This is a genomic window from Acerihabitans sp. (assembly GCF_036398755.1).
Classification (GTDB): Bacteria; Pseudomonadota; Gammaproteobacteria; order Enterobacterales; family Enterobacteriaceae; genus Acerihabitans.
This window is the reverse complement of the sequence record NZ_DASWOM010000012.1, coordinates 22,317-48,862: the sequence shown is the minus strand read 5'-3', so window position 1 is coordinate 48,862 and position 26,546 is coordinate 22,317. Positions and strand designations below refer to the sequence as shown.

The following is a 26,546-nucleotide window of genomic DNA, read 5'->3' as shown; positions in this document are numbered from 1 at the left end:
TCAACGAGCCCTATCGAACGATCTATTTTACTTTGTTATTCCGCTACAAGCACTCTGCAAAATTGATAGGGTTTATATTTCTTACCCATATAAGCTGAATAGACTTTGCAACTTTCAGTATCAAGGTGCCAGCCACGGCTGATGATTTTTTTATTGGCATCGACAATATAATTATGGTTATTGATAATATAATCTTTTTGGGTAGAGGCTGGAATAATAGCGAACTCCTGACTTCCCTTAGCGGTAACCATGGTCTGCTGTTGCCGCATATACTCCGGTGTCTCAGGAAAGTTGCTGGCAACCTGGGTAAAACGCATGGAGGGAGGAAGGGAAGGAATAAGCCAGCCATATACCGGATCGCCGCCTATCAATACTACAACTGTGCTATCGGCCGGGGATACCGCCGGTTGTTCCACGCGAAACGCGCTGCGGTGCCACTTTTCATGCCCCCAGGATGGCGAGCCCCTGAAAACTGAAAAAAGCGACGAAAACAGGATGACTATGGCCGCAGCCGCGGTTATTTTTTTATGGGAAAAAGATGATGCGATGAAATAGCATAATAAGGGCAAAAGCATTTCCATGGGGACAACGTAGCGGAAAATGCTGAACAATCCCATCCACAGGAGGTAGGCGGTCACGGTAAACCAAAGAATCAGGCGTTTGCCGGGAGCGAGGCTGACGCTGACGCCTTTCAGCAGACGGCTGGCTGCGAAGGCAATAGTCAGGATATAGCCGAATATCCACAGCGGTTCAATGACGTTGATTTGCCCCACTTTTTTGGCATTAAAAGTAAAGATAAAGGGCCATAGCAAAAAATCGGTGAGAGTTTTCGGCCTCCATGATTGGTCCATTACCGTAATATTGCCGACCAGATCGCTTTTGAACACCGAGTTCATTTGTGGAAACAGCGGATTGCCAAAAGTATCCCACATCTTCCACAGCCAATATCCGTCAATCAACAGCAAACCGGCCAGGGTACTGAGCGAAAAAACAATCAGGGACCTGAAATGGTATGCAGATAGGGACCTTTTTACCATCAGCAGGGCGAAAAACAACGCGGCGCAAAACACGATATTGGTCAGCTTGAGTCCCGCCGCCAGCCCCAACAGCAAGCCCGATAACGCGATGAACCGCAAACCATTGCCTGGCTTAACCGGTTGGTTGAGGTGCAGCAAGGCGCAATAGATGCCTGCCAGCACGAAAACCGCCGTGGTGACATCGCCCATGCCGTTACCGAGGGAGGAAAGAAAATTGGCGGTTAAACACCCTGCGATGGAAAGCAGGATAAGCACTTTTATTCGTGCTGCCGGCAGTACTGCCTGGGTTATTTTGTACAACAGCGGATAACACAGACCGTGGAAAAGGCCCATAAGAAAGCCGACGGCCGGCGCGGGCAGATAACGATATAACAGCCAGGCGGGGACATCGATCATGGGGCTGAAATAGCTTTGAAAACCTGCGGGAGCCAGGTCAAAACCGACCCGATTATTCAGTAAAGCATAGGGATTATATAAATGATAATTCTGTAGATCCCAGTTTGAATCCTGGCCAAAGGATAAAGAAATCAAACCAAATATTACCGGCATAATCCAGATAAGTCGCCGGGCGGTGGCGGCTGAAAAAAAATTGCTGCATTTATACATCTTGTCCCTCTGCTAAAAGCTCCGGTAGAGTTTAACTTTAGTCATATGTAAAAAAGTGATTTCTGCGCCGAGGGCATCCATGGTTCCTGGAGCCCGCTGGTGGCGCCCAGGTTCGCTATGATGCCATGGTTCAGTCGTCATGCAAAACGGGCATGTAAAAAGGGCGTCAAGAGAGGAGGTTTTTAAGCGTGCCGGCGCATTAGCAACGTCGTCCCGCTTGACCGTACCCAGTGCGGGAGATGTTCACCGGGCTTCACCGGGGGGATGTTTTTTAGCAAGACCGGTGAAGGATTTGCGGGCAGTTCCAGGGGCGACTATGATAAGGATACTGATATTGATGACGCGACTTTTGTTCCTCGGGATATGCTAATGAGCCATTACGCCTTAATACAAAAAGCCTATGAGGACTATATCCTTTCACGTACTCATTATTGGGATAATCTTCACGGGGCTTTAAGCGGTTTTGTGCCGGGATTTCTCGAATTTTTAGGCATTGAATCTAACCTTTTTTATCTTCCCGACGGGTCTGAAGGGAGCTATGTCGCTATCGGAGAGGGCATAAACAAGGAGTTTTTGGTCAAAAATGTTCAGGAGTTAAATAAGTCGAAGGAATTGTCGATTGCTTTTACCATACGCATCGCACTGGAAGACGGCACTGATACAAGGAATAATTCCTATTATTATTTTGTATGCAAGTTTCTGAAAAGGAATAATAAATATTTTTTCTTTTTTACCGATCAATCCATTGGTGAAGTGAATATGGATGTTGCCGCTGAAGGGAGCGAAGAGTTTACCCCCATCTATAAAAAAATAGTTGATAATTTATTAGATAAATTGCATACAAGCACCTTAATTTAAGGCGCCGCTGCGCGAAGAATATGACTGCAAGCCGCGGCCTGGCTCTGAGTGCCCGTACAGCGGGTTCTTTTTTGAGCCATTGCTTCGGGCAGGCCCGACTATTTTTCGCCAACCGCTGGACGCACGGCGCGTAAAAGCGCTTACGCTCACAGTTGACGCCCGCCGGCATATGCTAGAGTCACAACGCGTCGTTATGTTAACCTTCATTATTTTACCCAATGGGTATGCCGACAGGATGTAAAACCGGGAAGCGTACATTATGTATTGCGTTGCTAGTTTGCCAGACTGGATAGCGTTTAATGGAAAACATAAACCAGCATGCCCTGAAAACCCTGAGCTGCTTTTCCGCGGTGACTTTTTATTCAGCCAGTCATCTATGCAATGATCAATGCTTTCTGCATGACAATTTTATGAGCGTGCTGTATTTTTTGTCTGTAATCGCTAAGCCGCTGTTTTTTATCATTATAGGATATATGGATGAAGATCGGGGTATTACCCGTAAATATATATTTTTTAAAATAAAATCCATCGTCTTAATAGTTATTTTTTGGAACCTGTTATTCTTTTTTATCGATTCCTCGCTGTTTCAGCGCGGCTATCTTTTGCAAAATGAAATATTGATGAGCATTGCAATTATTTATTTGCTTCAATCGATGATAAGCCGATTTCTTAACAACCTGACCCTCACCTTGGGCTTCATGTGTTTTTTTATGGCGATATCAATTTTTATCTATCTATGGAATGTCTCCGGCGCGGATTTTACCCAGATTCAGCTATCCGGCTATTTTGATGTCTGGGTATTGATCGCCTACTACCAGTTCGGAAGACTGATGGGTTCCGTCAGCGGGCAAGTCGCGGCGCGGTGCCGGGCAGTAGTGGCGACCGCACGCCTGGGAGTGGCGCCGGCGGCCATGGCATTGTATTTTTATGAGAAATATCTGTCGAGTCATGCGTTCGGCAATATCGTGCCCTGGTTTATACTGGAACATCTGATTGTTATGCTGCTGTGCATACTGTTGTTCACGCTGTTTGAGAATATGGAGATTAAAAAAAAGTTTATCATCAGGTTTGTTGGTTTTGTCAGTCCCACCATGGTGGGGGTCTATATCGTGCATTACAGCGTGTTTTATCTGTTCGCCACCGCCTATGATCTTAACAACGTGACGCTTCGCTTTACATTACTGGTGGCGGTGTTCTTGGTCTCGGTGATTATTTCTCGGCTGTTATTGTTGAATAAGCATACCTCCCGGCTGATTTCCCTTTAGGCCGGTTACCTTTTCACCCACTCGCGCAATCGTTGTATATGCTGATACAGCGCGGGGATGATAATGATGCCGACGGCGGTGGCCATCAGCATGCCGCTAAACACCGTAACCCCGATAATCCGGCGGCTCATCGCGCCGGCGCCGGTCGCCAGCACCAGCGGCATTACGCCGAATATAAACGAAATGGCCGTCATCATCACCGCGCGAAAACGTTGCCTGGCGCCGTCCTGGGCGGCCTCGGCTATGCTGGCGCCTTCCTCGCGCCTGGCTTTGGCGAATTCAACGATGAGTATGGCGTTTTTGGCCGCCAGGCCAATGAGCAGCACCAACCCTATCTGCGCGTAAACATCGTTAGCGAATCCCAGAGCAATCAATCCCGCCACCGCGCCGGCAATGGCAAACAGCACTGATAACATGACCACCAGCGGGATACTCCAGCTTTCATACTGCGCCACCAGGAACAGATAGGCAAAAACCAGCGCGGCGGCGTAAATAAAACCCGCCTGTCCCCCAGCCTGTTGTTCCTGCCAGGACATCCCGCTCCAGGCGTAGCCGTAACCGGCGGGCAACCGCTGGTGCATAATCTGTTCCATGGCGCCCATCGCCTGTCCCGAGCTGACCCCCGTTGCCGCCGAACCGCTGACCGTTACCGCCGGGAACTGGTTGAAATTGGCGAGAAACGGCGCGCCCAGGGCCGGGGAAAGCCGGACCAGGTTTGCCAGTCTCACCAGGGCGCCGTTATCACTGCGCACGGTGATCTGACCGATCTGTTCCTGCCGCTGGCGAAAATCCATATCGTTTTGCAATTGTACGTTAAACATGCGGCCGTTATGGGGAAAATCACCGACGTTCATTCCGCCCAATGCGGTTTGCAGCGTGGTAAAGATGCGGCTCACCGGTACCTGCAGCAGGGCGGCGCGCTCGCGGTCGATACTCAGTCCTATTTCCGGCACCGAGGCGCTGAAGGTGGTAAATACCCGGCTTAACCGCGGATCCCCGTTAGCGGCCAGGATCACGGCGCCGGCTACCTGCGCCAGCGCCTGCGGCGTCTGGCCTTCCAGCGCCTGGATGCGCAAATCGAAGCCGGAGGCGCTGCCCAGGCCGGCGATCGCCGGCGGATTGAACGCCATGATCATCGCCCCGGCTATGGTTGATAGCTGGGCCTGGATAGCCGGCAATACCCGGTCGACATGCTCGCGTTCGCCCCAGGGTTTAAGCAGGACAAAGGCGAAGGCGGTATTGGGCGCGCCGCCGCCGCTTAGCAGGCTGTAGCCGGTGATCTTTATCACATCCGCCACGGCGGGATTCGCCCGTATCAATTGATATGCCTGGTCCATTATCCGTTGCGTTCGGGGCAGCGAGGCGCCGTCGGGTAATTGCACGTTGACGAAGAAAAATCCCTGGTCTTCATCCGGCAGGAAAGAGGTAGACAACCGGCTGTAGCCGAACCAGGTGAGCGCGCCCACCGCCAGTAAAATCACCACGCTGGTTGCGGCATGCCGCCCGGTAAGCCGGGCGAGGCGAACATAACCGTCCCTGATGGCGTTCAGGCCGCGATTAAAACCGCCGAAAATGCCGGTGGTCGGCAGGTCACGCCGCGACAGCAATACGGCGCACAGCGCCGGCGAGAGGGTGAGGGCGTTGATGCTCGACAGGATGACCGCGGCGGAGAGCGTAATGGCGAATTGCCGGTACAGCTCCCCGGTAATGCCGGGCAGGACGGCGATAGGCACAAACACCGCCAGCAGCACCAGCGTGGTGGCGACGATCGGACCGGCGATCTGCGTCATCGCCAGGCCGGTGGCCGCCGCGGGCGTCAGCGTTTCGTCCTGCGACAGTAGGCGCTCCACGTTCTCCACCACCACAATGGCGTCATCCACCACTACCGTCAGCGCAAGGATAATGGCAAACAGGCTGAGCGTATTGGCGGAATAGCCAAACATAAACAACACGGCAAAGGTGCCCAGCAGGGACACCGGAATGGTCAGCGCCACGATAAAGGTCGCGCGCAGGCTTTGCAGGAATAAAAACACCACCACCAGTACCACCAGCAGCGTCAGCACCAGCGAGATCACGATTTCATCGAGGGTGGAGGTGACCGTGACGGTAGAATCGAATTTGATTTCATACACCAGGTCCGGCGGGAAGGTTTGCGCCAGCCGCGCCATTTCCGTCCTGACCGCATTGGCCACGTTCAGCGCATTGGAGCCTGGGGCGGCATACACGCCCATAAACGCCGCGTCGGTTGAGTTCAGCGCTGAATTAACCTGGTAGTTCTGCGCGCCCAGGTCCACCCGCGCCACATCGCCCAGCCGCACCGTGCCGCCCTGTGGATTGGCGCGGATAATGACCTGGGCAAACTGCGCCGCGCCCAGCAGTCGTCCCTGGCCGCTGATGGCCAGGGTGCGCTGCTGGCCGGAAGGTATGGGCGGCGAGCCGATTTGTCCCGCCGCGGCCTGGATATTCTGATCGCGCAGCGCCTGGACGATATCCTGTACGCTGACGCTGAGCGCTTCCATACGCCGCGGATCAAGCCAGATGCGCATACTGTAATCGCGCGCGCCGAAAATTTGCACGTCGCCGACGCCGTTGATACGGGCGATGGCATCGCGAATACGCAGGTTGGTAAAATTGCTGACGAAGAGATTGTCATGGGTGTGTTTAGGTGAAAATACATTAACGCCCAGCAGAATATTCGAAGAGCGCTTACGTACCGTCACGCCGTTATTATTCACTTCGGCCGGCAGCTGCGCGCTGACCTGGGAAATTCGGTTTTGCACCTCGACCGCCGCCATATCGGGATCGGTACCGGTGGCGAAGGTGATATTAAGCTGGTAGCCGCCGCTGTTGGCGCTGTTGGATTCCATATAAAGCATATGGCTGACGCCATTGACCTGGGCCTCGATGGGGGAGGCCACCGCTTCGGCCACGTCGCGCGCGCTGGCGCCGGGATAGGTGGCGCTGACCGAGACCACCGGCGGCGCGATGGTGGGGAATTGCTCCACCGGAATCACGGTTAAGGCGGTCAAACCGATAATGGTAATCACCACCGCGATAACCATGGCGAACTTTGGCCGCCGGATAAAAAAATGCAGCATGGCGCGCCCCTTATCTTGAAATATCGAGTGATGGAGCGGCCAGGGTGGCGTCTACCTCCATGCCGGGCCGTACGCGCTGTAATCCTTCGACGATTACCCGCTCACCCGCGGTTAAACCTTCCTTGATTTCATATTCCTGCTCGAACTGGCCGCCGGTTTGCACCCGGCGCACCTCCACGCGTTGGCGGCTATCGACCAGCAAGACAAAAAAGCCCTCGCGGTCCTGTTGTAGCGCGGCGATGGGCGCCATGACGACCGGCTCTTCACGCTCCGCCACCAGCGCGACGTTTACCACGCCGCCGGGCAGCAGCAAATGGCGGGGATTGGCGAAACGCGCCCGCACGATGATAGTGCCGGTCTGGCTGTCGACCTGGTTATCCACCGATTCAAATACCCCCTGTTCCGCATATTCCTGGCCATCGGCCAGCCGCAGGCGGGGGGTATAGCCGCTGGCGGACAGATCCTCGGCATCGCCGCTTAGCCGGGAGGCAACGGAAATATAATCACGTTCGTTGATGGCAATCGCCACCCGGATGGGATCCATCTGTACGATATGCGCCAGCGCACCGCTCGCCGGGTTAATCAGGCTGCCGGTATTGAAATTACTGTGACCGATGCGGCCGCTGATGGGCGCCAGGATGCGGGTAAAGCCGAGCTGTAGCTCCTGCACGCGTAAATTGGCCTGGGCCTGGGCCAGCGCCGCATTGGCGGTGTCCCGCTGCGCCACCGCCGCATCGACGTCCGCGCGGCTTACGGAGCGCTGCTCACCAAGGCGTTGCAAGCGCGTCAGGTTGACCTGGGCATGCCGCGCGCCGGCGTTGGCGCTGTCCACCTGCGCCTGGGCCTGGGCGACCGAGGCCTGGTGCAGGGCGGGATCGATCTCGAATAACACGTCGCCCGCGGTTATCAACTGTCCATCGGCGAATTCCCGGCGGGCGATAAACCCTTCGGTTCGGGTCATCACATCCACCGATTGGACGGCCTCGATGCGGCCCAGGTAATAATGGGCGCGCTGCGGCGTGCTTTGCGCAATAACCGCGACGGTAACGGCCGGGGGCGGCGCGGCTGATAATGGCAATGACGACATCGCCGTCAACAAAAGAACGGCGGTATTGATAAATCTCGCACCTGGTTTATTACCCATTATGTACACACCCGTTAATTATTAAATTATATTATTTAATATTGAGACGTCATACAGGCTTTAGGGGGGCGTTCTTTTTTTTATAAATAGAAAGCCGCATAAATAGTGAAGAAAAAATTATAATTTTATTGGAAATAATATTTTGCGCCAACCTCTGGCGCGGATGGCGCAATAGGATTTATCTTTGTCAGCCGGCCATTATTATGGCGTGTCCATGGCGATTTTCGCATTTATCCTTTTCAGCATATAAGGGTAAAAAGGATTGGACGCGAGGCGCATTAATGAATCCAAACCCACCACCAGCACCGCGCGTTCGCCGCGGGCGGCAAACGCGCCCAAACTGATGCCATACTGGTCCTTCGGCTGGGGGTAGCGGCCGTATAGCGAGTCGCTCATCGGGAAGGGCAGTGCGACGTGCGACAGGGAAAAAATATCCGCCGGATATTCGATTCCCAGCAGCTCGGTGGTTTCTTGCGTCTGGCCGGCAAGCGTGGTGCGCGCCAGTGTATCCAGGCTGTCGACGGCGACATTGGTGACGATGGTGGCGGTATAGCGGCGCGGCGGCGGCGGCAACAGGCGCGACAGCGCAAGATAGGATGAGGTCCGAAGCAAAGGCCCAAAGCTTTCGGCCTGGTTTAAATCGAACAGCACGACTTCGCTGCCGTTGGCCGGCAGGTGCTCATACAGCGCGGTAATCACCGCGCGGGTGCTGACGGTCGAGTCCATTACCGATTGGAACGTCAATATGGGCGGCAGGGCGTCCAACCGGTTATTGGCGGCATCACGGGTAATCTGCTGCTGTAGCGCCCGAGTCAGTTCGAAGGATTGCCGGCCGCCATTTACCGGGAAAGAGTTATATTTAAACGGGTTGAATTCGGGCACGATCCCAAGCCAGGCCGCCTTGGCGAAGGCGGGGAAGAAGGCGGGCCAACCGGCCAGACCCGCGAAACGGGCAAACCGCGTCACCCCAATCATGGGCGATATCAAAATGACCCGGGCGGGCTTCGCCAGTTGCGCATTGTCGAGCGCGTCGAGCGCGTATTTCATCGCCAGCGCGCCGCCGTTGGAAAAGCCCACGAGATGCAATGGCACATCGCCGCCCAGTAGCCGGGCCTGGCGTACCGCCAGACGGGTGGCCGCCATCCAGTCTTCCCATTTGACGTCGGTAAGCGCCGCGGGCACCGTACCGTGAGCGGGCATACGGATGCCGATGGCCACAAAACCCTGCTGGCGGTAACTTTCGGCGATATGGCGCAGGCTATAAGGCGTGTCGGTCAGGCCGTGCAGCAGCACCACCGCGCCTTTTGGCGTTCCTTCCGGCATCAATACATAAGAGCGGTTCCAGTTAGTGGCGAAGCGCTCGGGATAGATCGGGCTGCCGGAAAAATAGCGGTTTAACGGTGTCTGCTGGCTGATATCAAGCTTATCGGTCACATTTTCCCGCACGGATTGGAAGAGTTTATCCTCGGCGGCGATGTAATCGGCCCATGTCGCCTTGTCAATCTCATCCGCGTGCATATCTTTGGGCACAAACGTATGCCACAGCTGGAGGTCCGGGCCGCGTTCGGTTTCAAGGATCCTGATGGCGAACGCGGCGATAGCCAAAACGATCGCGACCACCAATAAACGAACGGCCCACCGGCGAAAAGCGCGCAAAAGCATAGCGATACTCCCTATTAAACGACATTGCCCCTACGGCGGGACGGTGGCATGGTTAGCGTGGTGAAACCGTTACCCTGCCGCCGCCCGACGCGATGGCGACACGCTGTCCGACAAAAAACTGACTGGTGCCCTGCGCTTGGGCGACAATAATGGTTGAACCGTCGTCGCGACGGACTTCAAGCTCCACGCCCGGACTGCGGTTCGCGGCGCTTTGTATCCCCGCGCCCGCCGCCGCGCCGCCTACGGCGCCCGCGGCGGTGGCCAGTCCGCGCCCGGATCCGCCGCCGATGGTATTGCCCAAAAATCCGCCTATTACGCCGCCGCCGATGGTGCCGCCGGCATTTTCGCCATTACCGCCCTGTATGGTTATGGGCCGTACGGAGACCAATGTGCCGTAGGTGACGGTATGAACCTGCCTGGCCTGCGCGGCGGTGAAGGTATCGCCGGATGAGGTACGGTTGGCGGCGCATCCGCTCAGGACCGCCAATGAGATAGCAATGATAAGAGATATTCTGGTCATCATGAGCCCCTGTTATTCTTGACGTTATCGTGCATAGGCGGATTTATGCGTGGTACTATATTTATATTAAATATTTTTATTAAATGTATAATTGGTTTTCGTCACTCGTAACGGCAGTATAGGGTAGCCAGTGGCATATAAGCGTCCGTGGTGATGTCTTGGCAATAACCAACGCCGGAGAACACGAAAAAAGTCGCCCGGTCGTAGCCCAAGCCGATAATACGGATATTTATATATCAAATTAATTAATAAATAGGGTTGTGTAATTTTCGCCGTTAACGAGAAATGCCCTGGCTTGTCACTATATAAACATTATTTATTACGTGTTTGTGAGATATTGATCAAAATAAGCTAGAGAGATGTTGCAATAATTTAGCCGCTTAAGCGTCCGGGCTCAAAAAGGGTGAAAAACCGTCGATATCGTCGATATCGTCGTTTATCCAGCGAGGCCGGCCGATAATTTGACCTTGCCGCGGCGTCGGCGATAATTTAGAATCGATCGTTATGAAAAGCTTAAAATCCCCTTCCGGCAAGCCGCGCGGGCGGCCCCGTTCATTCGATCGCGAGGCGGTATTGGAGCGGGCGATGCGTCTGTTCTGGCTGCGCGGATATGAGTCCACCTCGATGGCCGAACTGCTGAAGGTCATGCAGGTCACCACGCCCAGCGTTTATAGCGCATTTGGTGACAAGGAGCATCTGTTCCTGGACGCCGTCGCGCATTATATCGACGGCCCGGCCCGTTACCAGGCCGAGGCGCTTAAGGAGAAAACCGCGCGGGCGGCGGTGGAACGCATACTTGACCAGGCGGTCGACAGTATTGCCGATGTCAGCACGCCGCCCGGATGTATGCTGGCATTATCGGTTATCAACTGTTCCGCCGCGTCGGAGTCCGTGCAGAAAATCGTTACCGAGGCCCGGCAAGAGGCGGAACGCGCGCTCTGTCGGCGCATTGGGCAGGGTATCGCCGAGGGCGATGTGCCCGCCCGGACGGACGCCGCCGCGCTGGCCGGCTTTTTTGCCACGGTGCTGTATGGCCTGTCCATTAAGGCCAAAGAAGGTATTTCCGCGCAGGAAGCCCGTGCCGTGGTGGATACCGCCATGCGGGCATGGCCGGTCGACACGCACTCCCTTTAGCTAGCTCGGCGTTTTTTTGCCCACTGCCGGCGGCCGTCAGATTTGCGCCTGACCGCCGTCGACAAAGAGTTCGGCGCCATTGACAAAACTTGCCGCATCCGAGGCGAGGAACACTGCCGCTTTGCCGATTTCATCCGGGTGGCCGACTCTTCCCAGGGGCACCAGCGCCGCAAAGCTGTCCACCAGGGCCTGCTGCTGTTCCGACGCCACCAGACCGAGCAATCCCGGCGTCTTGACCGGACCGGGACTCAGGACATTAACGCGGATATCCTGCCCTTCGAGATCCTGTATCCAGCTGCGGGCAAAGTTGCGTATGGCGGCTTTGGTCGCGCTATAGACGCTGAAGTTTTTGCCGCCGATAGCCGACGTGGTCGAACCGGTCAGGATAACCGACGCGCCTTTTGCCAGCAGGGGCAGGGCTTTTTGTACGGTAAACAATACCCCTTTGACGTTGATATTGAACGTGCGATCGTAGTGTTCTTCCGTGATATCGGCCAGGCCCAGCAACTCGCCGCCCCCGGCATTGGCGACCACGATATCCAGATGTCCCTTGTGCTCTTTGATCCGGGCGAAAAGGCTATCGAGCGCGCCGAGATCGGCGACATCGGCCTGGATGCCCAGCGCATTGGCGCCCAGCTCGGCCAACGCGTCATCAAGCTGCGCCTGCCGGCGCGCGGTGATGAAGACAAAGGCGCCTTCGTTAACAAACTGGCGGGCGATGCCCAGGCCGATGCCGGTACTGCCGCCCGTGACCAGCGCAATCTTACCCTGGAGTGCCTGACTCATGATTTCACCTTGGTTATACAGTTAAGTAAACATTGCCGGCGGAGGTTCCGGCGAATGATATCCAGTAATTTCGTAATCAACATTACGAAATTAAAGGGTGGGGAGGCGGGCGTCAATGTTTTTCATATCAAACGTTATGAAATTAGTGGGAATGCTTTGTTGAAATCAAGGCACATCTTCCCGCCGAGGGCGGCGGGGAGGGGATAAAGAGGAGAAGGCCCGCCTGGGGGAGCAATGTGGCGCCGTCGGCGCGGCGGCTAAGCCGGGGTTGTCGCTTAGCTTTTGGTTTCCCGGGTGACCCAGCCGGCAATTTCCTGATAGGGAACAAACATGGTTTGATTACGTTTCGGATGGGTGGCGGTGAATACCCCAACCACGGCGCCATCCTGCGCATATACCGGGCCGCCGCTCATTCCCGGCACGCCGCCGGCGTCGCTCAGGCCGACCAGGCAACTGGTGCCGGGCTTATCCCACCAGCCGAATTCCTTTAACACGCCGCTCGATGAGGTCGGCATGGCGGTATAGGCGTTATAGCCATACAGGCTAAGCTTATCGCCCTTGCCCGCCGTCTCAAGCTTGGGCAACGTGCGCCCGGTGTTGTCGTGATAAATAATGGCCACATCGCAAAGCGGGTTGTATGCCTTGACCTTGACCATCATCATTTTCGCCACATGTCCGGCGGTAAGGCTGTACTTGGCGGTAAGGGGAAAGCTGGATCCGATGGCTCCCGCCAGCACCGGAATTCCGATAAAATGGAAGTCCGCCTTATTTTCCGCAGTCTGATCAACTTTGTAATGGCCGACACCGGTGCATGCCGATAACAACAAAGGAAATAAAGTAAAAAGGATGTTAATTTTCATCGTTGCCGCTTCATCGCTGTGCTGGTGATAAAATTGATCGGCGGATTGATCAAGCCTGGCTATTATGTGATGCCAGTAGGATTAACGGCCTGGAGCGGGAATTCTTTAGATCGGAAATGGAATTTATTATTTTTTTTCTCCAGGCGCGGTTAAAAAAAATGGGCAGATGGAAAGAATAAATTAAAACATCTTACTTAAGTCAAATAATCGAGTCATCAATCACATCCATTCTGTTTTTAAGCATGATGCATTATTTTTTTATATAAGCATTTGTTTTTAAATATTTTATTTTTTTACAAAAATAAGTTTACCCGGTAATTACACCAAGGGAATCCGCGAGAGATCCGCCGGAGTTCCATTCGGTGGACAAAAGCGTGCCGGTAAGAAAATCCAGCCTGGCATGTTAATAAAATATTACCGAAAAATATCGCTAAAATTCCCGTGGCGGTCAGGATACATCAGCAGTGGCTCATGCTGAATAAAGCTAAATTTATTCCTGAAATTAAGGTGATTGAACAGGTTAAATTAACGCATACGCGAACAATATAACCCTGCTTATTTGTAGGACGAGTTCGCTCGGTAAGCAATGGCAAAGCAGCGTAATGACCCGCCAAGGCGCCGTCTTGTTTAGGGTGGGTTCATGGCGCGGACGTTAAGATTTTCTTTTCACCACGGGAATTATCCATGAGAAAGATATCCATAGCGGGCAAATCCATAGCGTTGGCATTAATCCTGGCCGGTTGCGCCGGGAAAACCGGGCTAACCGATTGCGGTGACTATTGGGTCGATACGTCCGTAACCTCGTTGAATCAGGACGACCGGGTGCGTTATCTGGTTATACATTATACCGCCGTCGACGATCGGGAGTCGCTGGCATTGCTGACCCATGGCGCGGGCAGCGCGCATTATCTGGTGTCGTCCCTTCCGCCGGTTGTCAACGGCAAGCCGGTGGCGCGTCTGCTGGTGCCGGAGGACAAGCGCGCGTGGCATGCCGGGATAAGCGACTGGAACGGGCGCAGCAATCTCAACGATACCTCGATCGGCATCGAGATCGTGAATACCGGTTTTACCGAGTCGGCGGCGGGCAAACGCTGGTATCCCTACGCTCCTGAACAGGTGGAACTGGTGGCGCGGCTGGCGAAAGACATTATCCAGCGCTATCGCATAAAACCCGATAACGTGGTTGCCCATAGCGATATCGCGCCGCTGAGGAAATCCGATCCCGGACCGCTGTTTCCGTGGGCCCAGTTGGCCGAACGCGGCATCGGCGCCTGGCCGGATAAAAATGCCGTGGATAAATATCTGGCGGGCAGGGCGCCGGACGCGCAGGCGCCGGTGGCCGACATCCAGCGCGCATTGGGCCGATACGGCTATCGTCTGCCGCAGCATGGCAAGGCCGATGAAGAAACGACCCGGGTTATCAGCGCATTCCAAATGCATTTCCGTCCGGGTGATATCTCCGGCCGGGCGGACGCGCAAACCGAGGCTATTGCCTTGGCCCTACTGGAAAAATACCGCACATGATCGCCTCCCCGGCCCTTCAGGGCGGGGGACATTGCGAGCCGACACCCTTTGACCAGGATAAAATCCGACCCCGTGGTCTCCCCAAGACGTGGACCGGCGCCCTATTGGCATAATTCTGCGCGATACTTACACAATCACTCACACAAACGGTGTGTAATCAGGTAAAATAGAATGTTGTTTCAGGCGAAAAATGAAAATGCGGAGGTATACCTGTCATGAATTCGAGTAATCAGCAACCCATCGAAGCCAACACCAAGCCAATCACCACAACGCTATCAGGCGTCATTACCAAGTCCCCGAGCCGGATCAAAGGCAACACCGGGCGTCCCATGGTAAAAGCCACCATCCTGGCGGAAAGCGACAAGCGCAGCTCCTATCCCCTCACCGTGGTTGGTTTTGACATCATGGCGCTGGAGCTGATGGCGCATTTGCGCGGTGAACGTTTGACCATTACCGGTCGGATGGAATGGAACGGCGGTTATTCCATCGTCGCTGATCAAATTATCGCGGTCTGATGCGGTAACCTCTTCGGGGGCTATCCTTCAGGTCTGGTAGTCAGTTCTGTTGTCCCTACTGCGTTGGTTATCCTGCAGCAACCTTCAGGCTTCCCCAAAAATGTGCTTATCGCCACAGCGAAACAGGCCGTTTGCCCACGTTCATCGCATTATCTCGTGGCCGGCGATAAATTATTTTTAGGTTGATAATGAGTCATTTGCATGGCCGCACTTTGGCCGGCGTAGTATAAAGATGCAATTATGCAACATTTTATGGGTAAAAAATTAATAATAAAAAAGTGCTTGCTATCACCATCGCCCTATGTGTAAATAGCGACATCGGTTTGTAGTACAGACCTATTTATGAATGTCATTTTAGTAAAGTTGTTCCGGTAAAGACGATATATCAAGATACCGTATCTCCGAGGAATTTCCTTCTCTAGTGCTCCCATAAGTAAATCCTGACAAGCAGACCACAATCGCCTTATGGCGGCCCTATTTAAAAGGAAACAACAATGTCTAATAAAATGACTGGTTCAGTAAAATGGTTTGACGCTGGTAAAGGTTTTGGTTTCATCACCCCTGCTGACGGTAGCAAAGATGTGTTCGTTCACTTCTCTGCAATCCAGAGCAATGATTTCAAAACCCTGGACGAAGGCCAACAGGTCGAGTTCAACATCGAACAAGGCCAGAAAGGCCCGTCTGCAACTAACGTCGTTGCGCTGTAATATACAGCTGAGGCTGTGGTAAGGTTCTTGCGATAGCGATGATGGCCCAGGCCGGAGCAGTCAAGTAACCCTGACCCAACCCAAAGATTATGAACCCCGACTCTGTCGGGGTTTTTTTTTGTCTTCACCGTATTTAATGTTAACATTCCGCCTCGACTTGATAAGGATATGGGTATGACAAAAAATACTGTCTGGGGTCTGCTGGCGTTGTCCCTGAGCGGGTGCGCCAGCTACGTCGACTATCCTGATGCGGCCAGGACCCCCGCGCCAACGGACGTGGCGGGTGTGTGGATGACCTCCGGGCCGCAAAAGGCCCTGGTCGATCCGGCGGCCATCGCCACTTTTATCGTGACCCGGTCGGGGGATACGCTTGATTGCCGTCAATGGCAGCGTACCATCGAGCGCCGAGGCAAGCTGACCTGGCGCGGGGACAAGCTGTACAACATCAATATCAAAAATGAGTACAGTCCGGTCACGGTAAACAATGGCGTCATGCGCTATAGCCGTTTGACGTTGCACCGCGTAGAAAAGCCGACCGTTGAATGCCAGGCCTTTGTCGTCTATCAAAATGGTGATTATATTTTCGCCGATGAGGCCGCGCCCAAGCCGCAGGCGGCTAAACCCCATAAAAAGACCAGCAGCGTGGAAAGAAGACGAAAATAACGCAGATGTTGATGCATCCCATAACGCCCGCGCCGCCGACGCAGGCGTTATGGGTCGATAAATGTAGCGCTGGCACGCCACGTACTTAACCCCTGCGCCTCAACACCCTCCTGTTTTCAACTTCTCCGCGCCGCGCGGTCCAGCCTCGCGCCTTCAGTTTCGCATCATCTAGCCGGACATCGTGGCGAGGGTGATGACCAGCTTGCCGGTGACATGCCCCGCCGCGCTGAGTTTGTACGCCTGCGCGGTTTGTTCGAGGGGGAAGGTCTTTTCCAGGGGAACACGGAAAACGCCTGCCAAATAAAGCCGCGCCGCCTCGTCCAGTGCCCGCTGCGGATTTTTCTGCGCCGCAAAAGAACCCTGGGCGCCGTGCTGTGGCGCCGTGAAATCGGCGATGGAGAGGACGCGTGAAGGATCGCCGACCAGTTGGATAAGCATAGGGATGTCGCCCGCGCCCGCGAGATCGAGTGCCGCATTCACCCCGGCCGGCGCGAGTTCGCCGACCCTGTCAATAAGGCCCGGACCATATGTCGTCGGGATGGCGCCCAGTCCGCGCAGGTAATCATGCTTTGGCGCGCTGGCGGTGCCTATCACGATGATCCCGTGGTAGCGCGCGAACTGGATAACCGCGGTGCCGACGCCACCGGCCGCTCCGTTCACCAGCAGTGTCTGGCCGCGTTTCACGCCAACCTGCGCCAGAATGCGCGTTGCGGTTTCGACCACCACGGGGAATCCGCCCGCCTGGTCGAACGGCAGGCCCTCTGGCTTGCGGGCCCAGTGGGTCAGAACCGCGTATTGCGCCATCATGTTGCTACCATAGCCGAAGACGGCGTCGCCGCGGGAAACGTTGGTGACGCCGTCGCCAATTTCGTCCACCACGCCCGCTCCTTCGACTCCGATGCCCGAAGGCAGCGGAATGGGCCGGTCCCGCCAGCGACCGGATCGAAGCTTCATCCCGTCAGAAGGATTGATTCCGGCAGCGTGGACGGCAATCCGCACCTGGCCGGGACCGGCATGCGGCTCGTCTGCGTCGACCACCCGCAGAACCTCGGGGCCGCCATATTGACTGAATTGAACTGCTTTCATGAAAATCTCCACTGAAAAAATGCAGGAAAGGCGGCGCGTAGTGAAGGGCGCCTTGACCCGCGGGTTCGTTTTCGTTGCCCGGACAGGCACAAATATCGGCAAGGCGTCGCCGCAGCGGCCTTGATGGCTCAGGCGTAAGGCGTGCCCGCCATTGCGGCTCGCAGGCCGGCGGCTCCCTTATCGACAATAGCAAGAAAGACGGCTTGCGCTTCTCCGGTATCCCGCCGCTGCCGAAAGGTGCGGTGCGCCTGGATAAAAGCCACGTTCCACGTCGCCAGGAGCAGGCCGGCCGCCAAATGGGCCACGGGATCGGTAGGTTCGCGCCCCACGCATTCGGATAACGCCGCCGCGACGACCAGCGCCAACTCGTCACGTATCGCCCTGGCCCGGGCCTTCAGGGGTTCGCTGCCCTCAATGGCCGCGAAAAAGCGTTGGCTCGCAGCGGAAAATTCGACGTAAGGGCTCTGTTCCGCGACCATTTGATGTGCGAGCAAACGTAACGTTTCGGCCGGAGTGACGCGGGGATCGCGTTGCCGCAACGCATCGCGCAGGATTTCGCGGCCCTCTTCGTCGCGATCGAAGAACATGTCCTCCTTACGTGGAAAATAATTGAACACGGTCATCCGTCCGACATCGGCCGCCGCCGCAATCTCGTCCACCGTGACCCGATCGAAGCCCCGCGCCAGGAAAAGGCGGGTGGCGGTATTGGAAATGCTTTGTCGCATGGCAAGGCGCTTACGGGATCGGCGATCGGATGGCATTGACATAAAACTCCTGATGGCTTATTTTTATACTGAGTATAAGTTTGTACTTAGTATAGTTATAATTTACGGGAAATCCAATGGGAAAAATGTCTGGCAAAATGCGTTGTCGCGGCGGGAACCCGTCCGGCAACATTCCTGGCCATCGTCGCGCCGACGCGAAACGGCCCCCTGTCATGCGCGCCCGCATCAACCTGAGCTTGCCATGAATAAACCGCTTGTCGTTATCTTCACCACCATTGTCCTTGATGCCGTTGGCATCGGCCTTATCTTTCCGATTTTACCCGCGCTGCTGCGGGAGGTTACCCACGTTGAAAACGTGGCGTTCTCCATCGGCATAATGACGGCCCTGTACGCGGTGATGCAGTTTCTCTTCGCGCCGGTGCTCGGTTCGCTGAGCGATCGGCTCGGCCGGCGGCCGATACTCCTGATCTCGCTCGCCGGCGCGGCCGTCAACTATCTGTTCCTGGCATTTGCGCCCTCGCTGTGGATGCTGCTGCTCGGCCGCGCCATTGCCGGCCTGACCAGTGCCAATCTCTCGGTGGCAACCGCCTATATCACCGACATCTCTCCCGAGGATATGCGCGCGCGCCGCTTTGGCCTTTTCAACGCAATGTTCGGCATCGGCTTCATTATCGGTCCCGTGCTCGGCGGCGCTCTCGGCGATTATTGGCTGCGCCTGCCCTTTATGGCGGCGGCGGCGCTGAACGCCGCTAATCTTCTGCTGGCGTTCCTGATGCTGCCGGAGTCGCGCACACCGACCCGGGGCAAAATCGACCTGGCGGCGCTGAACCCTCTGCGGCCGCTGCGTTGGGTATTCGAGGTAAAAAGCCTGCTGCCCATCACCCTTATCTTTTTCGTCTTCAGCGCCGCAGGCGAGGTCTACGGTACCTGCTGGGCGCTCTGGGGCGGCGATGCCTTTCAGTGGAACGGACTTTGGATCGGCCTTTCACTCGGCGCCTTCGGTGTCTGCCAAACGCTGGCCCAGGCATTCCTGCCCGGCCCCGCGGTGAAGCTCATGGGTGAGCGCGCGACCATTCTGACGGGCGTCGCCGGCACATGCATCGCCCTGATCGTTATGGCCTTCGCCACCCGGAGCTGGATGATTTTCGCCATCATGCCGGTATTCGCCCTCGGCGGAATTGGCGCGCCGGCCCTGCAGTCGCTGGCCACCCGGCAGGTGGATGAGAGCCAGCAGGGGCAGTTCCAGGGCGTGATCGCCTCGGCCTTGAGTCTGGCCTCGATAGTCTGCCCGCTGGGGTTCTCGAGCCTCTATTTCGTTTTCAGGGCGCACTGGCCCGGCGCAATCTGGCTGTCGGTGGTCGTCGTTTACGTGAGCGTGGTGCCCCTGGTGCTCGGCTTGCGATTCAAGAAGCCGGCAGCGGCGTTAATACCCTAGAGCTTGAATTCCGTCAGTAATCGTTATCAATTATGTCCGCCCAGACGGGGCGGGTGAATAACCTCGTGTCATTTTAGGTAAATCTCGACCCGGTATATGGTAATATGGGGGATAATCAGTGGGGTCGCGCCCCATGCTCTCGTCAGTGCGGCTATCTTCCTTCCCAGGAAAAGAATTATCAGAATTTTTCGCTGATAAACGTTGGCGATAAATGGCTTAATAAGTAGGGTTAGAATCATGGCGGGCGTCATAGGGCGCTCCCAACAACATTATGAAGAACCGATGAAATGGCACACCCGCAAAAATTTTCCCTTTCGCTCCTGCATCCCCGCTACTGGCTGACCTGGTTTGGCCTGGGTGTGTTATTCCTGCTGGTGCAGCTACCCTATCCAGTGTTGTACACCCTGGGCGGCTGGCTTGGCCGTTTATCGATGCCGTTTATGAAACGCCGGGCCGCCATAACCCGGCGCAACCTGGAACTCTGCTTTCCCACCATGGATAAAAGAAAGCTCGAGCGGACCATTATCAATAATTTCACTTCCGCCGGTATGGGCCTGATGGAAACCGGCATGGCCTGGTTTTGGCCGGATGCCAGGGTCAAACGCTGGTTTGATGTCTACGGTCTGCACAATCTGCAGCGGGCCAATGAACACAACCAGGGCGTTATGGTTATCGGCATCCATTTTATGTCGCTGGAGTTGGGCGGTCGCGCCATGGGATTGTGCCAGCCGATGATGGCCATGTACCGTCCGCATAATAATAAAGCCATGGAGCTGGTGCAGACCTGGGGCCGCATGCGCTCCAACAAGGCGATGCTGGATCGCAAGGACTTACGCAGCATGGTCCATTCGCTGAAGCAGGGGGAAACGGTATGGTTTGCCCCCGATCAGGATTATGGGCCGCGCGGCAGTATTTTTGCCCCGTTCTTCGCGGTTGATCGGGCGGCCACCACCCGGGGTACCTATACCCTGGCCAGGCTGGCGAAACCCAAGCTGGTGCCGGTGGTGCTGATCCGTAAAAAGAACGGCAGAGGCTACCGCCTGCTGATCCAGCCGCAGTTGGAAAACTATCCGGTGGATGACGAAATGGCCGCTGCCTGCTATATGAATAAAATCATAGAGCAGGAAATCATGCGCGCGCCGGATCAATACCTGTGGATGCACCGTCGGTTCAAAACGCGGCCGCTGGGCGAACTGTCACTCTATAGCTAAGCGTCGCGCGGGCGGCCAGGGCGCCATGGCCTGCCGCCGGCCCCCGCTCATCGCTTGAAATAGCGCCAATTCACCGCTTTCATCTCCCCATAGACTCCTGCGTAATATCTTATACTGTCTGCTTAAATATCATGAGTTCACGGATCCGCGAAAATGCATATTACGCACTATAGGGCCTGGGCACTGGTGTTCCTGTTCAGCGCACTATTTTGGATGACTCTGATAAGCGCAATTTATTTGTTAGTTAAACGTTAAATATTGTGCCGCTCAGGGGATGTTTGTTGCAGGGAAAGCGTAATTGAAAAATATATGCAGTGTTGACAATAAGATAGCTATATTTAGGATTAATCCTAAAAGTTCCGCCCGGTCATCCGCAGGGGATATGTGGACAGGTTTAGCGTGAAAATAATAGAAATCATCATACAAGTATATTGAAAACGCTCATTTTTTTGTTATACGCCGGGCCGGGTGAATCCTCCGCAGCGGCAAAAAAAATGCGGTGCATTAATTTTTGTTACCAATATTACAAAAAATTACCAGTACACCTGCCGTGTCGATTCGTTACACTAACAGCCTTTCGTTACTCGCTGGTTTAAAAACCCCAAAATCATTTGATAGGTAAATTATGTTACGCAATGGCCGCTCTCGGGCAGTATGGCTTTTGACTATCCTGGGAATGTCCCTGGCTAGTTTTTCGACTTTTGCTGATACGGATATCTTTACCGCGCTGGACGATCCTTCCACCGCGAAAAAAACGTTCGACGGCAATCTTCAGGCCGGCTACAACGCACAGTCCGGCAACTCCACCAGCTCTTCGCTGGCGGCAAGCAGCACCATGACCTGGTTCCAGCCGACCAACGCCTACAGCCTTTGGGCTGAAGCGGCGAATAATTCGACCGATGATGAACGGTCTTCGGAAAAATATCAGGCCGGCGCGCGCGCGCGTCATAACCTTGATGACGATAATTTCCTGTTCACGCAGGGTAGCTGGTTAAGCGATCGTTTCAACGGTTATCGCTCGCGTTCCACGCTTGCCGCCGGTTACGGCCGGCAGATTCTGAACGGGCCGGTCAGCCACCTGCGTTTGGAAGCGGGTCCTGGCGTAAGGCATGATGAGTTCCAGGGCGGCGGCAACCAGACCAAGGCGCTGGCCTACGGCGCGGCATCGTACGCCTATCAGTTGACCGACAGCACGCAATTTATCCAAGGGGTTTCCATCCTGGGTAACGAGGATATCACGGCGAACTCCGAAACCGGGCTGAGCGTGGCGATCAATAGCCACTTTGCGTTAAAGATGACCTATGATGTCACCTATAACAGTACCACGCCGGACAGTGCGCCGAAACACACCGATACCAAAACGGCGGTATCACTGGTCTACAATATGCAATAGCAGGTTGTTGCCTGGTTAAAATCTTATTTTGGTTTTTTTTGTCACGTTTTAGCGATCTTGAGCTGGACAAAGAGCTTGCCGCTTGATGTACTATTACCCGACACAGAGCTTGTGTCTATCATTTATATAAAGGTAAGTTTGATGTCTAAGATTAAAGGTAGCGTTAAGTGGTTCAATGAATCCAAAGGATTCGGTTTCATTACTCCTGAAGATGGCAGCAAAGACGTATTCGTACATTTCTCCGCCATCCAGAGTAATGGTTTCAAAACGCTGGCCGAAGGTCAACGCGTAGAATTCGAAATCACTAACGGCGCCAAAGGCCCTTCGGCTGCTGACGTTACAGCTATTTAAGATAGCCAGTTTTTGAAAACCCGCTTAACGCGGGTTTTTTTATGCCTGAAATCCCCGGTCACCATACCGACATACTGCGAATTAAACGGCGCGCGCGCCGGGTTATAACGGCACCGGCGGGCCGAACAGATTCACCAATCCCACCGCCAGCAGCGTCATGGCCAGGGAGCCGACCAGGTTCAGCAGAATGTTCACCCCTGCCCAGAGCATCTGCCCGGTCATCATCAGGGTCACTACCTCCGCGGAAAACGTGGAAAAGGTGGTCAGGCCGCCGCAAAAACCGGTGGTGATAAATAATTTCCAGAACGGGTCGATATGGCTGGTGCGGATAAATAATGCCATGCACAGGCCGATGACAAACGCGCCGGTAAGGTTAACCGCCAACGTCCCGGCTGGAAAAGGAAGACCGCTGCCGCTGAGCTTAAGGCTGAGCCACCAGCGCAACACGCTGCCGATTCCCCCACCGATAAACACCGCTGATAAAAGGGTAAGCATAAAGACCTTTATGATTAATTAGGGTAATGAAAAACTCAGCACGGCGAACATAATGACCACGTCCCCCATATGAGCAGGTAAACGCAGACATCATCAGCCAAAACGGCGGTTAAAGGAGGAATGTCATCTCCTGGCGTAATTATACACCGCTTTCCATTACTGAACAGCGTTGTCGTCGCGGTGGCGGCATGCCAGCGCGATGGCATCGGCCACCAGCTCAACACGATCGGCATCCAGCAGGGACGTCGAGACCCGAATAAAGGCGCTGGGCCCAATGCTATGGCGTTTGCCCGGCATCACCGCGATACCGTGGGCCGCCAGCGTCACCAGGGCATATTGCTCCGACGACACCGGAATCTGGATGCTGAGTCCATCCCGATCGGGCAACGCCACGCCACGCTGCGCCAGCGCGCGCAGCAATGCCCGTCGCCGCTGCGCATAGCAACGCCGGGCGGCGACCAGCGTCTGCTGGGTGGCGTCGTCTTCCATCATCCAGGCCACCGCTTCCTGCAATATCCTGCTGGTCCAGCTGGCGCCGAAGTTACGTACCGACTGGATACGCCGAATGATATCGCTGGAGCCGGAGATAACCGCCAGCCGCAAATCCGGGCCGTATGCCTTGGAAAACGAGCGCACATGCACGGTACGCTGCGGATAAATATTGCCCAGGCTATGGACCGCATGCGCGGAAAGCTCGCCGATACCGTCGTCCTCAATCAAAAGCGTCGCGCGGTCGCGCAGTAAATCCGCCATGTCGTCGGCGCGTTGCCGGCTCACCGTGTGCCCGGTGGTGGAATGGGTGCGTGGCTGGTAGATAAAGGCCACCGGATTACGCTTTAGCGCCGCCGCCAGCCCGCCCAACGCCGGCCCCTGCTCATCGCAGGGGACGGCGATAATATCGGCGCCCACATTGTCCAGCATATCCAGTAACCTGGTGGCGGTCGGATCCTCGATCGCCACCGGCGCGCCGGGCATAATCAGGGTCTGCAGGGTTTGATACATGGCGTCAAAACCGCCGTCGGCCGCCAGGTATGCCTCGGCGGGGTAGGGCCAGCGCGGGGCGATGGCCTGTTGCAGCACCTGGCTTATCGGCTCGCGCCGATAGCTGTTCAGGTTTAACGCCCGTCCTCCCCGCAGCAGCGCCTCGCGCAGATCGGGCAAACAGGCCGGATCCGGCGCGGCCAGGGTCAGGTCGGCCATGATATTGTCGCCAAAATTGCCGATAGCCTCGAACCGCACCGGCCGCGGCGTCAGGATATTTCCGCACACCCACACGCCGTTACGCCCGGTACCGGCAATGACCTTTTGCCGGCGCAACCGTCCCCAGGCGGCGGAAACGGTGGCCGGGCTGACATCCAGCAGGCCGGCCAGCTCGCGCACCGCCGGCAATTGCACGCCGACGGCGATGGCGCCGCTGCCGATAAGCGCCGCGGTCGCCAGGGTAATGCCTTTTATCGACCGATCGACGATGCGCTCGGCCAGCCAGCCGGCATCAACAGCGTTATCCATAAGTATAAACTTTGTACAGTAACAAAGTTAATATTGTACATTGAACTAAGTGGTTTTAGTATCGAAATTAATCAATTGAAGCAATATGGTCTAAAACTGTTAATGTCCGGTAAAAAAAAAGCGCGCCGGACGGGAGAACAACGTGACATACACTATCAGGCTGGCGGTCAGGGACTGGGATTATTTTACTCCCCTGGCATTGGGCGATCTCAAGCCGCAAGGTTTTTCACTGGCAATCCATCGCGTCGGAACGCTGGTGGATAACCTGGCCGAAAGCGCGGACTTCGACGCCGGGGAAGTCTCATTCAGCCGATATGCCCAGGCGGTAGCCCGGGGCGATAATTCACTGCTGGCGCTGCCGCACTTCTTGATGCGCGGCTTTCGCCAGCGCTGCATCATCACCACTAAAGCCAGCCCGCTGACGACGCTTCGGCAGTTGCGCGGCAAGCGTATCGGCCTGACCGGTTGGCAGGACTCCGGTAATACCTGGACCCGTACCCTGCTCAAACGCGAGGGCGTGGGCATTGAAGACGCCACCTGGTTTGTCGGCCGTTTGACCGACGATCATCCGGTGGTCGATCGGCTGGCCGGATTCGGCCGCGCGGGGCGCATCGAGGCGGCACCGGGAGAGCGGCCGCTGCTGACGTTGTTGCGGGCGGGGGAACTGGACGCGTTATTTACTCCGTTTATGCCGAATGGATTTTTTGCTCCCGACTCCGATCTGCGCCAGCTGCAGGTGGATTTTCGCCAGGCGGAGCTCGATTATTTCAGGGCTGTGGGGTATATCCCGGGCATTCATGTCCTGGGCATCAAGCCGGCGCTGGCGCAAGCCCATCCCGAGCTGCCCCGGGCGTTAAGCGACATCATCACCGAGTCGGCCCGCCTGTGGCACGAAAAGCGGGTGAAATATGCCGATACCACCCCCTGGCTGATGGACGATCTGGCGCGTACCGCGCGCGATCTGCCGGCGGACTGGAATCAAAACGGCTTTGCCGCCAACCAGAGAATGGCGGCGGACTTTGCCGGCGAGCTTTTTGAGCAGGGACTGACGTCGCGCCGCCTTACGCCGGCGGAACTCTTTCCCTACCCATTATCATAATCAGCAGGAGGACGAACAATGAAAGTCGCACTTGGACAATTTGCGGTGAGCCGGGAATGGGAAAACAATTTGCAAACCTGCCTCAACCTGATGGAGCGCGCCCTTGCGGGCGGCGCCGATTTACTGGTGCTGCCGGAAGGCATCCTGGCGCGGGACATTGCCGATCCGGATTTGGTGCTCAAATCCGCCCAGCCGCTGGACGGGCCGTTCGTCAGCCGGCTGTGCGCCGCCAGCCGTGATACCGCGCTTACCACCATGATGAGCGTGCACACGCCCACCGGCGACGGACATGCGTTTAATGTGCTGATCGCTATCCGCAATGGAGAAATTATCGCCCGCTATCGCAAATTGCACCTTTACGATGCGTTTGCCGTACAGGAGTCGAAAAACGTCACGCCCGGTACCGAGGTGCCGCCGTTGGTGGAGGTGGCGGGTATGAAAGTGGGCCTGATGACCTGCTATGACGTGCGCTTCCCCGAGCTGGCGCGCCGGCTGGCGCTGGATGGCGCCCAGGTGCTGGTGCTGCCGGCCGCCTGGGTCAAGGGGCCGTTAAAGGAAATGCATTGGGAGGTGCTGGTCACCGCGCGGGCGCTGGAGAATACCTGTTATATGGTGGCGGTAGGGGAGTGCGGCGAGCGCAATATCGGCAACAGCCTGGTGGTGGATCCGCTGGGGGTCGCCATTGCCCATGCCGCGGAAGCGCCGGCGCTGGTGTTCGCCGAACTTGACGCCGAGCGGGTCGCTCACGCGCGGCGGGTGTTGCCGGTACTGGAGAACCGCTGTTTCGCCACGCCGCGACTGCGGGAGCGCGAAGACGCGAGCGGTCATCATCAATAGGCTATCGACATCAGGGGATATAACAT

General features: G+C 55.8%; 24 protein-coding genes and 1 riboswitch. Of the genes, 13 read left to right on the top strand and 11 right to left on the bottom strand.

The window, feature by feature from the left end:
* Nucleotides 1-35: 35 nt before the first annotated feature.
* A complete protein-coding gene (locus VGC33_RS02045; RefSeq protein ID WP_331118518.1) occupies nucleotides 36-1,586 on the bottom strand; it encodes a hypothetical protein in 1,551 nt (516 codons plus the stop codon).
* A 321-nt stretch (nucleotides 1,587-1,907) separates the two neighbouring features.
* Between VGC33_RS02045 and VGC33_RS02040 the strand changes: the two genes are divergently transcribed.
* Both VGC33_RS02040 and VGC33_RS02035 read left to right on the top strand, forming a co-directional pair.
* Nucleotides 1,908-2,501 (top strand): hypothetical protein, encoded by a 594-nt coding sequence (locus tag VGC33_RS02040; RefSeq protein WP_331118516.1) that lies wholly within the window; start codon nucleotides 1,908-1,910, stop codon nucleotides 2,499-2,501.
* Nucleotides 2,502-2,800: 299 nt separating this feature from the next.
* Nucleotides 2,801-3,766: an acyltransferase family protein gene (locus VGC33_RS02035; RefSeq protein WP_331118514.1), complete on the top strand. Its 966-nt coding sequence runs from the start codon at nucleotides 2,801-2,803 to the stop codon at nucleotides 3,764-3,766.
* A gap of 5 nt (nucleotides 3,767-3,771) precedes the next feature.
* Here the strand turns inward: VGC33_RS02035 and VGC33_RS02030 are convergent, their stop codons facing one another.
* From VGC33_RS02030 to VGC33_RS02015, 4 genes are all read right to left on the bottom strand, one after another.
* Nucleotides 3,772-6,864, bottom strand: a complete 3,093-nt coding sequence (locus tag VGC33_RS02030) for an efflux RND transporter permease subunit (RefSeq protein WP_331118512.1) — start codon at nucleotides 6,862-6,864, stop codon at nucleotides 3,772-3,774.
* Between the two features lie 10 nt (nucleotides 6,865-6,874).
* Nucleotides 6,875-8,008 carry an efflux RND transporter periplasmic adaptor subunit gene (locus VGC33_RS02025; protein ID WP_331118510.1) on the bottom strand — a complete coding sequence of 378 codons (1,134 nt, stop codon included), beginning with the start codon at nucleotides 8,006-8,008 and terminating at the stop codon, nucleotides 6,875-6,877.
* A gap of 201 nt (nucleotides 8,009-8,209) precedes the next feature.
* Nucleotides 8,210-9,670, bottom strand: a complete 1,461-nt coding sequence (locus VGC33_RS02020; protein ID WP_331118508.1) for an alpha/beta hydrolase — start codon at nucleotides 9,668-9,670, stop codon at nucleotides 8,210-8,212.
* A 52-nt stretch (nucleotides 9,671-9,722) separates the two neighbouring features.
* Nucleotides 9,723-10,190 (bottom strand): outer membrane lipoprotein, encoded by a 468-nt coding sequence (locus VGC33_RS02015; RefSeq protein ID WP_331118506.1) that lies wholly within the window; start codon nucleotides 10,188-10,190, stop codon nucleotides 9,723-9,725.
* A gap of 504 nt (nucleotides 10,191-10,694) precedes the next feature.
* On the opposite strand from VGC33_RS02015, the gene VGC33_RS02010 reads away from it, so the two are divergent.
* Nucleotides 10,695-11,324 (top strand): TetR/AcrR family transcriptional regulator, encoded by a 630-nt coding sequence (locus tag VGC33_RS02010; RefSeq protein WP_331118504.1) that lies wholly within the window; start codon nucleotides 10,695-10,697, stop codon nucleotides 11,322-11,324.
* Nucleotides 11,325-11,360: 36 nt separating this feature from the next.
* On the opposite strand, the gene VGC33_RS02005 is transcribed toward VGC33_RS02010, so the two are convergent.
* Both VGC33_RS02005 and VGC33_RS02000 read right to left on the bottom strand, forming a co-directional pair.
* Nucleotides 11,361-12,110, bottom strand: a complete 750-nt coding sequence (locus tag VGC33_RS02005) for an SDR family oxidoreductase (protein ID WP_331118502.1) — start codon at nucleotides 12,108-12,110, stop codon at nucleotides 11,361-11,363.
* A gap of 275 nt (nucleotides 12,111-12,385) precedes the next feature.
* Complete coding sequence (locus VGC33_RS02000; RefSeq protein ID WP_331118500.1) at nucleotides 12,386-12,970, bottom strand: trypsin-like peptidase domain-containing protein; 585 nt, start codon at nucleotides 12,968-12,970, stop codon at nucleotides 12,386-12,388.
* 684 nt (nucleotides 12,971-13,654) lie between these two features.
* Between VGC33_RS02000 and VGC33_RS01995 the strand changes: the two genes are divergently transcribed.
* From VGC33_RS01995 to VGC33_RS01980, 4 genes are all read left to right on the top strand, one after another.
* On the top strand, nucleotides 13,655-14,494 hold the full coding sequence (locus tag VGC33_RS01995) for an N-acetylmuramoyl-L-alanine amidase (RefSeq protein WP_331118498.1): 840 nt from the start codon (nucleotides 13,655-13,657) through the stop codon (nucleotides 14,492-14,494).
* Between the two features lie 215 nt (nucleotides 14,495-14,709).
* Nucleotides 14,710-15,009, top strand: coding sequence for a hypothetical protein (locus tag VGC33_RS01990; protein WP_331118496.1), 300 nt, complete (start codon nucleotides 14,710-14,712; stop codon nucleotides 15,007-15,009).
* A 494-nt stretch (nucleotides 15,010-15,503) separates the two neighbouring features.
* Complete coding sequence (gene cspE / locus VGC33_RS01985) at nucleotides 15,504-15,716, top strand: transcription antiterminator/RNA stability regulator CspE (protein ID WP_131864725.1); 213 nt, start codon at nucleotides 15,504-15,506, stop codon at nucleotides 15,714-15,716.
* Between the two features lie 174 nt (nucleotides 15,717-15,890).
* Nucleotides 15,891-16,379, top strand: coding sequence for a hypothetical protein (locus tag VGC33_RS01980; RefSeq protein ID WP_331118492.1), 489 nt, complete (start codon nucleotides 15,891-15,893; stop codon nucleotides 16,377-16,379).
* A 168-nt stretch (nucleotides 16,380-16,547) separates the two neighbouring features.
* Here the strand turns inward: VGC33_RS01980 and VGC33_RS01975 are convergent, their stop codons facing one another.
* Entirely contained in the window at nucleotides 16,548-17,465 is a 918-nt protein-coding gene (locus VGC33_RS01975; protein ID WP_331118490.1) for an NADP-dependent oxidoreductase, read from the bottom strand.
* A gap of 128 nt (nucleotides 17,466-17,593) precedes the next feature.
* On the bottom strand, nucleotides 17,594-18,232 hold the full coding sequence (locus tag VGC33_RS01970; RefSeq protein WP_331118488.1) for a TetR/AcrR family transcriptional regulator: 639 nt from the start codon (nucleotides 18,230-18,232) through the stop codon (nucleotides 17,594-17,596).
* A gap of 199 nt (nucleotides 18,233-18,431) precedes the next feature.
* Between VGC33_RS01970 and VGC33_RS01965 the strand changes: the two genes are divergently transcribed.
* From VGC33_RS01965 to cspE (VGC33_RS01950), 4 genes are all read left to right on the top strand, one after another.
* Nucleotides 18,432-19,625 carry a TCR/Tet family MFS transporter gene (locus tag VGC33_RS01965; RefSeq protein ID WP_331118486.1) on the top strand — a complete coding sequence of 398 codons (1,194 nt, stop codon included), beginning with the start codon at nucleotides 18,432-18,434 and terminating at the stop codon, nucleotides 19,623-19,625.
* A 287-nt stretch (nucleotides 19,626-19,912) separates the two neighbouring features.
* Complete coding sequence (gene lpxP, locus VGC33_RS01960) at nucleotides 19,913-20,836, top strand: kdo(2)-lipid IV(A) palmitoleoyltransferase (RefSeq protein WP_331118484.1); 924 nt, start codon at nucleotides 19,913-19,915, stop codon at nucleotides 20,834-20,836.
* Between the two features lie 625 nt (nucleotides 20,837-21,461).
* Nucleotides 21,462-22,229 carry a DUF481 domain-containing protein gene (locus VGC33_RS01955; RefSeq protein WP_331118482.1) on the top strand — a complete coding sequence of 256 codons (768 nt, stop codon included), beginning with the start codon at nucleotides 21,462-21,464 and terminating at the stop codon, nucleotides 22,227-22,229.
* 141 nt (nucleotides 22,230-22,370) lie between these two features.
* Entirely contained in the window at nucleotides 22,371-22,580 is a 210-nt protein-coding gene (gene cspE / locus VGC33_RS01950) for a transcription antiterminator/RNA stability regulator CspE (protein WP_331118480.1), read from the top strand.
* A 102-nt stretch (nucleotides 22,581-22,682) separates the two neighbouring features.
* Here cspE (VGC33_RS01950) and crcB read toward each other — a convergent pair whose 3' ends face one another.
* Nucleotides 22,683-23,075 (bottom strand): fluoride efflux transporter CrcB, encoded by a 393-nt coding sequence (gene crcB, locus VGC33_RS01945; RefSeq protein WP_331118478.1) that lies wholly within the window; start codon nucleotides 23,073-23,075, stop codon nucleotides 22,683-22,685.
* A gap of 77 nt (nucleotides 23,076-23,152) precedes the next feature.
* Nucleotides 23,153-23,215, bottom strand: a riboswitch (Fluoride riboswitch).
* 16 nt (nucleotides 23,216-23,231) lie between these two features.
* The gene (locus VGC33_RS01940) at nucleotides 23,232-24,584 is read right to left on the bottom strand and encodes an aminotransferase class I/II-fold pyridoxal phosphate-dependent enzyme (protein ID WP_331118476.1); all 1,353 of its coding nucleotides are present in this window, start codon (nucleotides 24,582-24,584) and stop codon (nucleotides 23,232-23,234) included.
* 142 nt (nucleotides 24,585-24,726) lie between these two features.
* On the opposite strand from VGC33_RS01940, the gene VGC33_RS01935 reads away from it, so the two are divergent.
* Nucleotides 24,727-25,683 carry a substrate-binding domain-containing protein gene (locus VGC33_RS01935; RefSeq protein WP_331118475.1) on the top strand — a complete coding sequence of 319 codons (957 nt, stop codon included), beginning with the start codon at nucleotides 24,727-24,729 and terminating at the stop codon, nucleotides 25,681-25,683.
* Between the two features lie 18 nt (nucleotides 25,684-25,701).
* Nucleotides 25,702-26,520 (top strand): deaminated glutathione amidase, encoded by an 819-nt coding sequence (locus VGC33_RS01930; RefSeq protein WP_331118473.1) that lies wholly within the window; start codon nucleotides 25,702-25,704, stop codon nucleotides 26,518-26,520.
* The last annotated feature ends 26 nt before the right edge of the window (nucleotides 26,521-26,546 follow it).

Bases quoted from the DNA above. Each gene is read 5' to 3' on its own strand.
- VGC33_RS01965 (WP_331118486.1), top strand. From the start codon at position 18,432: ATGAATAAACCGCTTGTCGTTATCTTCACCACCATTGTCCTTGATGCC.
- cspE (WP_131864725.1), top strand. From the start codon at position 15,504: ATGTCTAATAAAATGACTGGTTCAGTAAAATGGTTTGACGCTGGTAAA.
- VGC33_RS02040 (WP_331118516.1), top strand. From the start codon at position 1,908: ATGTTTTTTAGCAAGACCGGTGAAGGATTTGCGGGCAGTTCCAGGGGC.
- VGC33_RS02010 (WP_331118504.1), top strand. From the start codon at position 10,695: ATGAAAAGCTTAAAATCCCCTTCCGGCAAGCCGCGCGGGCGGCCCCGT.
- crcB (WP_331118478.1), bottom strand. From the start codon at position 23,075: ATGCTTACCCTTTTATCAGCGGTGTTTATCGGTGGGGGAATCGGCAGC.
- cspE (WP_331118480.1), top strand. From the start codon at position 22,371: ATGTCTAAGATTAAAGGTAGCGTTAAGTGGTTCAATGAATCCAAAGGA.
- VGC33_RS02020 (WP_331118508.1), bottom strand. From the start codon at position 9,670: ATGCTTTTGCGCGCTTTTCGCCGGTGGGCCGTTCGTTTATTGGTGGTC.
- lpxP (WP_331118484.1), top strand. From the start codon at position 19,913: ATGGCACACCCGCAAAAATTTTCCCTTTCGCTCCTGCATCCCCGCTAC.
- VGC33_RS02015 (WP_331118506.1), bottom strand. From the start codon at position 10,190: ATGACCAGAATATCTCTTATCATTGCTATCTCATTGGCGGTCCTGAGC.
- VGC33_RS02000 (WP_331118500.1), bottom strand. From the start codon at position 12,970: ATGAAAATTAACATCCTTTTTACTTTATTTCCTTTGTTGTTATCGGCA.
- VGC33_RS01940 (WP_331118476.1), bottom strand. From the start codon at position 24,584: ATGGATAACGCTGTTGATGCCGGCTGGCTGGCCGAGCGCATCGTCGAT.
- VGC33_RS02025 (WP_331118510.1), bottom strand. From the start codon at position 8,008: ATGGGTAATAAACCAGGTGCGAGATTTATCAATACCGCCGTTCTTTTG.
- VGC33_RS02030 (WP_331118512.1), bottom strand. From the start codon at position 6,864: ATGCTGCATTTTTTTATCCGGCGGCCAAAGTTCGCCATGGTTATCGCG.
- VGC33_RS01980 (WP_331118492.1), top strand. From the start codon at position 15,891: ATGACAAAAAATACTGTCTGGGGTCTGCTGGCGTTGTCCCTGAGCGGG.
- VGC33_RS02045 (WP_331118518.1), bottom strand. From the start codon at position 1,586: ATGCCGGTAATATTTGGTTTGATTTCTTTATCCTTTGGCCAGGATTCA.
- VGC33_RS02035 (WP_331118514.1), top strand. From the start codon at position 2,801: ATGGAAAACATAAACCAGCATGCCCTGAAAACCCTGAGCTGCTTTTCC.
- VGC33_RS02005 (WP_331118502.1), bottom strand. From the start codon at position 12,110: ATGAGTCAGGCACTCCAGGGTAAGATTGCGCTGGTCACGGGCGGCAGT.
- VGC33_RS01990 (WP_331118496.1), top strand. From the start codon at position 14,710: ATGAATTCGAGTAATCAGCAACCCATCGAAGCCAACACCAAGCCAATC.
- VGC33_RS01995 (WP_331118498.1), top strand. From the start codon at position 13,655: ATGAGAAAGATATCCATAGCGGGCAAATCCATAGCGTTGGCATTAATC.
- VGC33_RS01975 (WP_331118490.1), bottom strand. From the start codon at position 17,465: ATGAAAGCAGTTCAATTCAGTCAATATGGCGGCCCCGAGGTTCTGCGG.
- VGC33_RS01955 (WP_331118482.1), top strand. From the start codon at position 21,462: ATGTTACGCAATGGCCGCTCTCGGGCAGTATGGCTTTTGACTATCCTG.
- VGC33_RS01970 (WP_331118488.1), bottom strand. From the start codon at position 18,232: ATGTCAATGCCATCCGATCGCCGATCCCGTAAGCGCCTTGCCATGCGA.
- VGC33_RS01930 (WP_331118473.1), top strand. From the start codon at position 25,702: ATGAAAGTCGCACTTGGACAATTTGCGGTGAGCCGGGAATGGGAAAAC.